Source organism: Streptococcus sp. HMSC071D03 (assembly GCF_001812125.1).
Taxonomy (GTDB): Bacteria; Bacillota; Bacilli; order Lactobacillales; family Streptococcaceae; genus Streptococcus; species Streptococcus pseudopneumoniae_N.
In genome coordinates, this window is record NZ_KV807820.1 from 49,818 (window position 1) to 61,218 (window position 11,401).

Sequence of the window (11,401 nt, forward strand, 5' to 3'; positions counted from 1 at the left end):
GGGCAACACGGCGGTGATAATGCTCCTTGGTTTGTTGTCGGCAAAGATTTGAGCCAGAACATTCTCTATGTAGGTCAAGGTTTTTACCATGATTCGCTTATGTCAACTAGCTTAGAAGCCAGTCAGGTCCACTTTACTCGTGATATGCCAGAGGAATTTACGCTAGAATGCACAGCTAAATTCCGCTACCGTCAGCCTGACTCCAAGGTGACTGTTCATGTCAAAGGAGACAAGGCAGAAGTCATCTTTGCGGAGCCACAGCGAGCCATTACACCAGGACAGGCAGTTGTCTTTTACGACGGTGAAGAGTGTCTCGGTGGTGGTTTGATTGATAATGCTTACCGTGATGGCAAGGTTTGTCAGTACATTTAAGAGTTTCTAAGAGGAATGAGAATGTTTCAGTTTTTTAAGAAAAAAACGGCTAAAAAAGAGAAGTCAATGACTCTCTCGGACTATAAAAAAGAGTATTTGAGGGAGAAAACGACAGAGTCGATAGAGGCCTTGTTTAAGGAATTGAAGCAAGCTAGAGTCTGGGTTCCCTTCAATCCTTATCTGATGGGTGAGAGTGACGAACAAGAAGGTGCTCGCCTAAAACCGGATATTCTGCAAAAGGGAGATGACTACTTTTATCCTTGCTTCTTAGAAATTCAGGACATCCCCAAGGACTATTATGACCGATTTTCTTGGTTGCAATTGCCTCTTACGGACTGTTTGTTTGCTGCGGAAGGGATGGAGAGTCTTCCTGTGAGAGGGATTGTTCTGGATGCCTTTTCTGACCCAGTTGAGATTGACAAAGGAGCTTTTGAAGCAATTCGCCAATCAAAACTAAAAATTTATGTACAATTGACCAAACAAGACTTAAACCATTGATACAAATGAATTAGAAGCATAAAGTACATTCTTTAAATAGTGTACTTTATTTTTATTTTGTACATTATTCTGGAGTGTTATTTTGTATGTTTTCTAGTACATAATATCATCTAATCGAAGAAATTGATTTGTACATTTTCGACTCTAATAGGTGTAGAAGAAGTGGTGGTTCAATTGTACATTTTTTGAAGCTTATTTAAGTTTCAATTGAACACAAGATATAGATTTTTATTTTGTTGATGGTATAATAAATAATACATAGTGTTATGTTATGAGGTGATAATTTGGCAAATAATAGACAAATTGAAACGTTAGGCGTTTCATATCTGGCAACATTTATTAACAGAAATAAGTTGCTTCAGACTTATTTCGATAACAATGATAAAACTCCAGCGTGGGATGGGGAAATTCATGTTCTTAAAAATGCTAGTGAGAAAAAGAGCGAAATATTTGGGAGAGTACCTGTCCAAATTAAAGCAACTAAACGTAAGAACAATTCAATGAAATCTTTCCCAGTAGATATGCGTGATTTAGAATTGTATTCAAAAAACGGTGGGGTAGTTTTATTCGTAGTTTGGTTAGATGAGAATAGCAATTTAAAAGATATTTATTATAAATCACTGCCACCTTTTTCTATAAAGAAAATAATTAAAAGAAGTAAATTAAAAAATAAGTCTGCAAATTATAAAACACTTTCGGTACAGATTCATAAACTAGATGAACAAAAAATTTATTCGATGTTAGTTGATTTTGTTACTAATAGTCAGAAACAGCATAGTTTTATAAATATCGATGGGATGTCAATTGAAAATATACCCAATAATAAAGAGATCAAGCTTTACTTTTATGGTCAGGGGCATGAAGGAATATTTAATTACCAGAAGGAACACGACCTCTTTCTTTATCTTAGGGATCCTGAAACTGCCATCGAAATTCCACTTGAAAATTCAATAGAGATTGTTGAAACTTTCGAAGCAACAGATTTAATTATTGAGATAGGAGATTATATTTTTGAAGATATAGAGAGACATTATTTTCCTGACGGAGAGGTACAGCTTCATTTTGGGGAAGGTTTTAAAATATCCTTTAACAATGGGAAAGCTCAACCTAAATTTAATTATTCAAGACCTAATATGCTGTCAGATGCTATAAAGTGTACTCAGGCACTTAAAGAACTAGGAAAAGTAGGATTTTTCACACTCAATGGTATTAGTATAGAACTAGATGAACGGTCTTTATCGGATATTAATTCGCTTGATTTAGATAGCCATATAAAAGAATTGTCGAAAATATCAAATTTCATAAAGAAAATGGGGATAAAAAAAGAGCTTGATTTATCCCTCTTTAATGAACAATCTCAAAGAAATTTAAATATCCTTAATTCAGGTCTAGTATTAAAAAACAAGGTGGCGTTAAATTACGAGGAATCGAAATTGTTTAATCTTAAGATTGCTAACATACATATTAGTACTCTATATGCATTTCATGAAGGTAATAATGGAACTATGATAGATATTTTCACTGAAACTCCTTGGTGCAGGAGAGGCGAGGATGAGGATATTTCTTTATTTGAGGTTTTTAGGCCCGAAGATTGGTTAACAATTGATAACTGTAACTTTGATTCGGTTATTGCCTCATACCAAAGATTAGTTGACTGTAGTGTAGAAAACGTGTGTGCTGACGATACCATAATAAAAATAGTTGCTGCAGCCGATATGACAGAAGAAGTTTCAAAAAAAGAACAGTTGCTTAACTGGGCTCAACGTCTTTCTGACTGGAACATGAACCATATAAAAGAAAATAGCATAAGCATCATAAATGATCTTCAAATTAAATATAGAAATCGTGAATTAGATAATACTGAAATAGAGAAGCTTACTAATATTTTATTAAATAATAAAGATAATGATGAAATTTGTTTTGGTGCATCAGTGTTATTAAAATCAAAACCACAAGCTGATTTATTTTGGACTAAGTTAGATAAAGAAACTCAAGAAAGATATCAGGTTTACCCTATTTATAATTTATATAAGGTATTATAACTTAAATTTATTGCAACTCGAATTTTTCTTAATCTTAATATGATAAAAGAGTTTTTATCTGATATGTTAGTTGAAGAACAAGAAAATAAAGGAAAATCAAATTTAAAATCGAAATATTTAGGATGAAGATGTTAACAAATAATCCAATTAATCATAGTGTACTTAAATTGTCAAAGGATTTCGATAATGCTTTTAAACATAAAAATATAGTGGAAATCTATAGACTAATAGAATTTGGAAAAAATATGGAAAATACTATTGATGATATTTCCAAAATTCAATTATTTTATTCTATTGGGACAGCATATGGTGATATATTTGAACTAAGTAATAACCTAGTATTCAACATAGATACCGATTGTACAGTTCAACAAATTTATTACTTTAGAAAAGCTATCGAAATTTCAAATAATATTGATATAGATCCTGAGAACAATAGCTTTATTCACCCATTATTATGTTCACTATACACCAATTACGCAAATCTATTAGATGCTTGTGGTAGAAAACAGTTAGCTATTAAGATGTATTGTAAATGTATACAAATCAATCCAAGATTCACAATGGCTAGTGGTAACTTGGCTATTTGTCTACATCATTATCGTAATTTTTTGAATGATAACGAACATCTTCACTTTATTAAAAAAATTAAAAATTTAATAGAAACAAGTATAACTGTTTCAGATCCAAACAGAGTTGATTATGCAGAAAAGCGATTTATTGAACTTTACGAACAATATCTTAATTATAAAGACTTAGATGAATGCTCTTGTAAAACCATCGATTATAATCCTAATTCACAAAAGTATCGCGAATGGTGTTGGAACAACGGGCTGTATCTTAATCCACTTAATGACTTACAAGCTGACGATATAAATAGATATGATGATAATCTTTTACTACCAAGTTTATTATTTCAATCAGATAAAGATTTAAACAAATATTTTTCTATGTTTAATCAAATTAAGCAAGAATATGTTTATGCGCGTTATCTCTGTTTTAATAGCATTGAGATTGATTCGGTTCATTATGCTGACGAGTATGTTAATCTTATTGATTGTCTAGACTACGTACAATACTCTATCAGAATTGAAGGATTAAAAGCAGCTTTTAAAACACTATATTCATTATTAGATAAAGTAGCAATGCTTATAAATGAATATTATTGTCTAAAAATCATGCCTCGACAAGTAAATTTTCATTCAATCTGGAGAACAAATAGTAATTTAAATAAATTGTTGGATAAAAATATTGGTTTGTCTTCTATATTCTGGATATCGAAAGATTTTGATAATGGTGATAATTCTTTAACAGCAAATCCACACGCAAAGCTATTAAAAACTATTAGAAATTATTTAGAGCATAGATTTACTAATATTACATTGAATTTTATTGATGTAAATAAAGACAATGACGAAAGCAGATTATATCTAACTGAAATTGAATTGCAAGAGTGTACATTAGATTTATTAAATCTTGTAAGAGAAGTTATTTTTTCATTAAAAAATGCCATTCAAATAAGTGAAAATGAAAAACAATCTACTCTAAGCAGTGAAGTTGCTTTAATTCCGATAAATTATGAAGAAGTAGATTTGGAAGATAAATTATAGCATTAAGCATACAATTTATGGTCGTTATAAAAAGCAATAGTCTAAATTCATTTAACTAATCGACTTAACTAGAGCTAAACCATTGATAAAACTGAATTAGAAGGATAAAGTACACTCATTAAGCAGTGTACTTTATTTTTGTTTTGTACATTATTTGTTGATTGCTTAATCAATACTACATCTCTATCAGGCAATTCAGACTCCATTTAGTCCTCTAAAACTCACGTTGAGGCGGTATCACTGCTTGTACGAGCTGAAGCATCAGCGAGGTAGAAGAAGATGTTCTGCCCATGGGACAGCTGTCTTAGAGTAAGGAATTTACGACGAAACGATACGGTAACAGCGAACCGCTGAGAGTGTTTCTCTGCTCTTAAAAGTGAACGAAAGAAATAATGAAAAGCGTGAAGGTAGCTTCTCTAATCGAATAGAGGGTAAGAATCAGAGTAATAGTTCAAGTATGGCTTCTGGATACTATAGTCTGACATGCTATCAATCTATTTCAGAAGCTGGACAAATTGTAATAACTTTCCTTGAAGGAACTGAGGTAGATTTATAAGAGACTGTGACTGGGAAGTTGCAGTCTTTTTAGGGGTTTAATGGTATAATGTAATTATAAATGTGGATATTGTCTAAATACTCTGGAGGACGCATAATGTTGAATTTAGTAAAAGGTCACCGAGTTACCTTGGTAGAAAACCTGTTTGAATCATTTACAAAGTTAACTGAACATCATTTGATGGCGAATGTACACTCAGAAAAAATATTAGAGGTTTTTCAACACTTTATTGCGATTCATGACGAGCCCTTGTTTTTTATTTTGGAATTGCCTGTCAGTATTGATAGAGAAAAAGTAATAGCAAAGAATATTATCAAGGAATCCCATAAGGATGTTTATTATATTGATGGTTGTTCAAGAGAGGAATGCCTAGAACTGTTGATTAGATACGGTGATTTGCTTGTTAATGATGGACTAAGTAAGTTTGGATTTGGTGGGCATAAAAGTCATGATGAGATCATGCTTGATAGCTATAATGTTGTGACAATTTATAGTAAAGAACTATCGAAATTTAATGACTTTTTTGAACCTCATAATATTCAATTTGTAGAAGAACTAGTGACAGCTTGGAAAACTTTTTCTAAGACCTCACCAGGAATCTCTGAAATCTATGAATGTAATGGAAAAACTGTTTATGATTTGCCTGAAGAATTAGCTGAATGGAGAATATATTTAGCTGAAACTCGAACAGAATAGGCATATCTATAGGATTAAAAAGAGAATACTTCAATTCCTTAAAATTTGATTTAGAGTAAGGTGGAGATTGAAGTTGTAAGATAAATAATGGTTATTTATGGCAGAACTCTGGTTCTGCCTTTTTTATTTATGAAGTATATGAAATATGGCATAAAAGACTAAAGAAAAAAATGCAAAACATTTAATATATTAGAATTTTCTTGCTACTTTTTAAAAATATTTTTTCCTTACAGAATCCTTAAAATTATTTTTTATACTATTTACAAGATTAAAGGAGGAATAAAATATGAACAAATATATTTTAGAAACAAATGAGCTAACAAAAGTTTTTGGAAAACAAAAAGCTGTAAATAATGTGTCATTAAAAATTGAGGAAAATTCAGTATATGGATTACTAGGACCTAATGGTGCAGGTAAATCTACGACATTAAAGATGATTACAGGTATGTTACACAAGACGTCAGGTGAAATTATGTTTGAAGGACATGAATGGAGTAGAAATGATTTATCAGATATTGGTGCTTTAATCGAGATGCCACCCTTATACGAAAATTTAAGTGCAAGAGAAAATCTTAAAGTTAGAACATTATTACTTGGATTGCCTGAAGCAAGAATTGATGAAGTTTTAGAAATTGTAGATTTAAAAAATACCGGAAAAAAGAAAAGCGGTCAATTTTCTTTGGGGATGAAACAAAGATTAGGTATTGCAATTGCTTTATTAAATAATCCTAAACTATTGATACTAGATGAACCGACAAACGGATTAGATCCATTAGGAATTCAAGAATTACGTGATTTGATACGTAGTTTTCCTGAAAAAGGGATAACAGTGATTTTATCAAGCCATATTCTGGCAGAAGTAGAACATACTGCAGATCACATAGGAATTATTCATGATGGAGAATTAAAATATCAAAACATCATTGATCATAATGAAAATTTAGAAGAACTTTTTATGGATGTTGTAAAGAATGGAAAGAGAGTATAGATTAATGAAAAATTATATTTTTGCAGAAACTTTGAAACACAAACACAGTTTTTTGTTGAAGATATTATTTATTGCACCAATTATATCTTTACTTGTTGCGTTTGTATTAATGCCATTATATTTTAGTGTAAATGCATATAATTGGTGGTATGTGATGATTATGCCAGCAACTTTCGCTTTAATACCAGCAATGATGCATAGAAAAGAAGAGAGAAAATTAAACTACCGAGCAATTTTTCCACTCAATATTGATTTAAAAACGATATGGATTTCAAAAATATTAACAGCTTCAATTTATCTAAGTATAACTGCTATTTTGCATATGCTAGGAGTATTTGTTTTTCAATTTTTCATTGGAGAACAATTAACAGGAAACTATGCATTCACGACATTATTATTCGCAAGTGTATTATTGGTTATAACTAACATATGGCAAGTTCCATTTTGTTTTTTCCTGGCTAAAAAGTTTGGGTTTATAGCAAGCATTGTAGTAAACGCTGTATTAGGTCTTGTGTTAGGAATTTTGTTAGCTGACGGTTCTATGTGGATTTATTGCCCTTATTCTTGGGGGATTAGATTGATGGTACCCGTTATGCGTATTTTACCGAACGGTATCCCAACAGAAGTATCAGATCCAATGATTTTAAACACATCCTTACTTGTTCCTTGTATTTTATCAATATGTTTGTTTACATTATTGACTTTCATTACTGCAAAATGGTTTTCTAAGCAAGAGGTGAAGTAATGATGAAAATATTAAAATCAGAGTTTTATAAATTGAAGCATACATGGATTCCCTGGGCTCACTTTATCTTACCTGTTTTATATGCACTAATATTTTATGGAGCAGCAACATTTACAAGTCTAAAAAATTTTTCTGATATGGATATCATACTGAATTATTTTGTGCTTTTAGGTGCTATCTTACCAATAATATTTGGTGCTATCACATCTAAGGTTGTTGACATGGAAGCAAGTGCTGGACGATTTCAAGTGATTCTATCAACTACAAAATCCAGAAGCAAGGCTTATGGCGGAAAACTTATAATGCTCTTATTGAGTTTTCTATTTTCTATAAGTTTAGCAGTTTTTATATTTGCAATGCTATTTGGTAATCAAGCGACTATGGCTTGGTTAATTGAATTATTATTAGTTTTTATAGGATGTTTATCTACATATATGATTCATTTATGCGTATCACTTATGTTAGGTGGTGGTGCATCTATTGGATTGGGATTTGTGGAAACGTTGATTGCTTTACTTTCAATAACCAATTTAGGTGAAAATATCTGGTATTATTTACCTTGTACTTGGGCATCGAGATTATCTGCAACATATATTGTTGGAAGTGAATTGGCTGATAGCTCATATTTAATTAAAGAGTTTACCATGTGGGGCTATGTAGCAATACCTATTACAGTAGTCATTTTTACTGGCTCTTTATTATGGTTCAATAGGTGGGGTGGAAAGTCAATCAGTGAATAATAGCTCTAAATGTATTTGTAAATGGAATATGGTATAATAATAATAAAATATTTATAAATATGGAGGTGGTTTGGTATGGCAAGAATTCTTGCTATAGATGATGAATTAGATATGCTGACTCTAATCAAGAATATTTTAATAAAAGGAGATCATATTGTTGATATTTACCAAACCACGGTAGATATTGATGAAAATAGTTTGGGGAAATATGACTTAATATTACTTGATGTAATGATGCCAGAGGTTGATGGAATCAGCTATTGTAAAAATATACGTAGCAAAGTGGATTGTCCGATTATCTTTTTAACTGCAAAAGCAATGGAAACGGATATAGTAGATGGCTTATTAAGTGGAGGAGATGACTATATTACCAAACCATTTGGTGTTGGTGAATTGTTAGCAAGGGTAGAAGCTCATCTGAGAAGAGAACAAAGAGAAAAACATTCGAGTTTAAACCTAGGGAATATAAGATTTGATTTATCCTCCAATCAAGTATTTGTGAAGGAAGAAGAAATTCATCTGACAAAGTCTGAGTATCAAATTTCTAAACTTTTAGCAAAGAGAAAGGGACAAGTTTTTTCAAGAGAACAAATATATGAAATGATTTTTGGATTTGATGGGATTGGTGATTCTTCTGCCATATCAGAACATGTAAAAAATATTAGAGCAAAGTTCTTAAAATTTGGTGAAAATCCAATTTCTACAGTTTGGGGGATTGGTTATAAATGGAATTAATTAGAAAAGGACAGTCGCTCAAAATAGTATTTCTTAAATACTTAATGACTGTTGGAGTTGGTTTAGGATGTGCCATCGTACTAGCTTTATTAACTTTTACAGCGTTTTATAGTGTTGGTTTGATTGTTCCGGCTAACCATACAGAAAATTTATTACAAAAAGATAAATATAAAATTTTAAATAAAATTGACTTTGATGAAGCATTGATACCTAAAGGAGCTAGCTATATGTTTTTATCGCCAGATGGTGAAGTGATAAAAACTAATATGGATGAAGCTATTCAACTGAAAGCTAAGAATTTTCACAATCATGAGGGATTTTCAACTCCATCTTCTTCATTTATAGAATTTAAAAGGAATGATGGATATGTATTAATCCATTATTCACTAGAGCCACGCTACAATAATGATTGGATGGAAAAATATTTCCCTAGCATAGATTTACTATTAATATTTTTATTAATCATTTTCTTTTTAATGAGTGCATTTGTGGCTACTCTAATCTGGGCAAAACGAATAACAAGGCAATTATCTCCAATGCTAGATGCATCAGATAAAATCGCCAACCATGAATTAGACTTTGAAATAGGAAGTTCAAATATCAAAGAATTTAATGATGTCTTAAATAGCCTTGATATAATGAAAAAAGCCTTAAGTGATTCATTAAGAGAGAATTGGATTAAAGAAGAGAATAAGAGAAGTCAGATATCGGCATTAATGCATGACTTAAAAACTCCGGTTTCTATTGTCCAAGGTAATGCTGAATTGTTAAAGGTAACTGATCTAACTGATGAACAAAAAGATTATGTAGCGTACATTATAAAAAATTCAACACGTATATCAGATTATACAAAAGCTCTGATGGAGATGAATCAGTCAATTAAATTAAACTCGTTGAATTTACAAAAAGTAAAGGTGTCAGAAATAATCGAAAGAGTTAGTGAAATAGCGAGAGAGATTACACTAATACATGACCGTACTATATCTAAATCTATTAATTGTGAAGATTCAGATGTAATGATAGATATACAATTATTTGAAAGAGTCATTCAAAATATATTTAGTAATGCTATTCAATATTCACCAGACAAATCCAACATTGAATTACTAATAATGACTACAGATAAGATACTTTCAATATCTGTGATAGACGAAGGCCCAGGATTTTCTAATGAGGATTTAAAACGAGGAACGGAGCAATTTTACCGTGGAGATAAGAGTAGACATTCAGCTACAAACTATGGTTTAGGTTTATATAATTCTTGGAAAATAATGTTATTACATAATGGACGCATCATATTAGAAAACAACTCGGATAAACATGGTGCAAGTGTAAAGTTAGAATTACCATTACTATAATAGAACAGGAATTGTTTTCAAATGGAATTTATTAAAAATATATCCTTTTTGCTTTTGGTGTAGAATAGAAAATTTACTCCGCTATCAAGCAAGAATCTTACATAGTAGAAAGCTAAATGAACTTTGATAACTGAACAAATTCTAAATGTTAACTTATAAATTTCTAGTAGGAACGGAAGAAAATCTGTGTTTAACTGCAACTAGTAAGTTGCAGTTTTTTATTTTGAATAATGATATAATAGGATAAGAAAATAATGAAAACGCTATATATTTGAAAGTTGATTAGGAAGTAGAAAGTATGAAAACAATTGATATGATTATTAAATCATCAACTGAATTTTATATCGATTTAGTTTATCAGCTTTCAGATACGGTGAGACACATTTTAACTTTATTATTAGGGAAAGCAACTAGATAGCGTATTATTAAGATATTTTTACATATTGGAAACTAAAGTGTAGACGAACTGGATGGGTTACTAGTGAAAACTGCAAGAAGTGTTGGAAAGTGAATCGGAGAGTGCTTGATGAATTTTATTAGTAAGATAGCCATAAATAAAGGCTGGTCAGATGATAAAAAATATTGTGTGACAGATCAAAATCAGCAAAAATATTTCTTGCGTGTTTCTGATAAGGAGAAGTTAGATTCTAAAAAATCTGAATATGATATGATGGAGAAAGTAGCTTCTCTTGGAATTCCGATGTGTAAACCGATTAGTATAGAACTCTGTGATGATGAAGTGCATTCTTTACACGAATGGATAGACGGGAAAGATGCAAGAGAAACCATTTTAACTGTTTCGAAAGAACAACAATACACTTACGGAGTAGAAGCAGGAAGTATACTTCGAAAAATTCATTCACTTCCTGTTACAGAAGTTCGTGAAGATTGGGAACCCTTTTTTAATCGTAAAATTGATGACAAAATCAAAAAATACAAAGAATGCCCCGTTCAATACGAGAATGGTCAGATTTTTATTGATTTTTTAAATGCAAATAGAGAATTATTAAAAGATAGACCTCAGGTTTTCCAACATGGAGATTATCATATCGGGAATTTCA

General features: G+C 31.1%; 11 protein-coding genes. All 11 read left to right on the top strand.

Features of this window, described 5'->3' with window-relative positions:
- Positions 1 to 372, top strand: a 372-nt coding sequence (locus HMPREF2837_RS11820) for an aminomethyltransferase beta-barrel domain-containing protein (RefSeq protein ID WP_315940830.1), incomplete at its 5' end; no start/stop codon positions are given.
- Positions 373 to 393: 21 nt separating this feature from the next.
- A complete protein-coding gene (locus HMPREF2837_RS10360; protein ID WP_075230924.1) occupies positions 394 to 870 on the top strand; it encodes an SseB family protein in 477 nt (158 codons plus the stop codon).
- 284 nt (positions 871 to 1,154) lie between these two features.
- Entirely contained in the window at positions 1,155 to 2,912 is a 1,758-nt protein-coding gene (locus HMPREF2837_RS10365; RefSeq protein ID WP_004252826.1) for a DUF4365 domain-containing protein, read from the top strand.
- A gap of 128 nt (positions 2,913 to 3,040) precedes the next feature.
- Positions 3,041 to 4,522 carry an LA2681 family HEPN domain-containing protein gene (locus HMPREF2837_RS10370; RefSeq protein ID WP_004252828.1) on the top strand — a complete coding sequence of 494 codons (1,482 nt, stop codon included), beginning with the start codon at positions 3,041 to 3,043 and terminating at the stop codon, positions 4,520 to 4,522.
- A 652-nt stretch (positions 4,523 to 5,174) separates the two neighbouring features.
- Positions 5,175 to 5,774 (top strand): hypothetical protein, encoded by a 600-nt coding sequence (locus tag HMPREF2837_RS10375; protein ID WP_004252832.1) that lies wholly within the window; start codon positions 5,175 to 5,177, stop codon positions 5,772 to 5,774.
- A gap of 286 nt (positions 5,775 to 6,060) precedes the next feature.
- Entirely contained in the window at positions 6,061 to 6,762 is a 702-nt protein-coding gene (gene pcfF, locus HMPREF2837_RS10380) for a lantibiotic protection ABC transporter ATP-binding protein PcfF (RefSeq protein ID WP_004252834.1), read from the top strand.
- 4 nt (positions 6,763 to 6,766) lie between these two features.
- Positions 6,767 to 7,507 (top strand): lantibiotic protection ABC transporter permease PcfE, encoded by a 741-nt coding sequence (gene pcfE, locus HMPREF2837_RS10385; protein ID WP_004252835.1) that lies wholly within the window; start codon positions 6,767 to 6,769, stop codon positions 7,505 to 7,507.
- Positions 7,507 to 8,247 (top strand): lantibiotic protection ABC transporter permease PcfG, encoded by a 741-nt coding sequence (gene pcfG, locus HMPREF2837_RS10390; RefSeq protein ID WP_049517878.1) that lies wholly within the window; start codon positions 7,507 to 7,509, stop codon positions 8,245 to 8,247. The genes pcfE and pcfG overlap by 1 nt, the downstream gene beginning before the upstream one ends.
- Positions 8,248 to 8,322: 75 nt before the next feature.
- Complete coding sequence (locus HMPREF2837_RS10395; RefSeq protein WP_004252839.1) at positions 8,323 to 8,982, top strand: response regulator transcription factor; 660 nt, start codon at positions 8,323 to 8,325, stop codon at positions 8,980 to 8,982.
- Positions 8,973 to 10,340 carry a sensor histidine kinase gene (locus HMPREF2837_RS10400; RefSeq protein WP_023918143.1) on the top strand — a complete coding sequence of 456 codons (1,368 nt, stop codon included), beginning with the start codon at positions 8,973 to 8,975 and terminating at the stop codon, positions 10,338 to 10,340. Before HMPREF2837_RS10395 ends, HMPREF2837_RS10400 begins: the two co-directional genes overlap by 10 nt.
- A 526-nt stretch (positions 10,341 to 10,866) precedes the next feature.
- A partial coding sequence (locus tag HMPREF2837_RS10405) for an aminoglycoside phosphotransferase family protein (protein ID WP_148131874.1) occupies positions 10,867 to 11,401 on the top strand: 535 nt, incomplete at its 3' end.

What these genes read in the sequence shown, in the direction of transcription:
- HMPREF2837_RS10360 (WP_075230924.1), top strand. Translation starts at nt 394, where the DNA reads ATGTTTCAGTTTTTTAAGAAAAAAACGGCTAAAAAAGAGAAGTCAATG.
- pcfF (WP_004252834.1), top strand. Translation starts at nt 6,061, where the DNA reads ATGAACAAATATATTTTAGAAACAAATGAGCTAACAAAAGTTTTTGGA.
- HMPREF2837_RS10400 (WP_023918143.1), top strand. Translation starts at nt 8,973, where the DNA reads ATGGAATTAATTAGAAAAGGACAGTCGCTCAAAATAGTATTTCTTAAA.
- HMPREF2837_RS10370 (WP_004252828.1), top strand. Translation starts at nt 3,041, where the DNA reads ATGTTAACAAATAATCCAATTAATCATAGTGTACTTAAATTGTCAAAG.
- HMPREF2837_RS10375 (WP_004252832.1), top strand. Translation starts at nt 5,175, where the DNA reads ATGTTGAATTTAGTAAAAGGTCACCGAGTTACCTTGGTAGAAAACCTG.
- pcfE (WP_004252835.1), top strand. Translation starts at nt 6,767, where the DNA reads ATGAAAAATTATATTTTTGCAGAAACTTTGAAACACAAACACAGTTTT.
- HMPREF2837_RS10395 (WP_004252839.1), top strand. Translation starts at nt 8,323, where the DNA reads ATGGCAAGAATTCTTGCTATAGATGATGAATTAGATATGCTGACTCTA.
- pcfG (WP_049517878.1), top strand. Translation starts at nt 7,507, where the DNA reads ATGATGAAAATATTAAAATCAGAGTTTTATAAATTGAAGCATACATGG.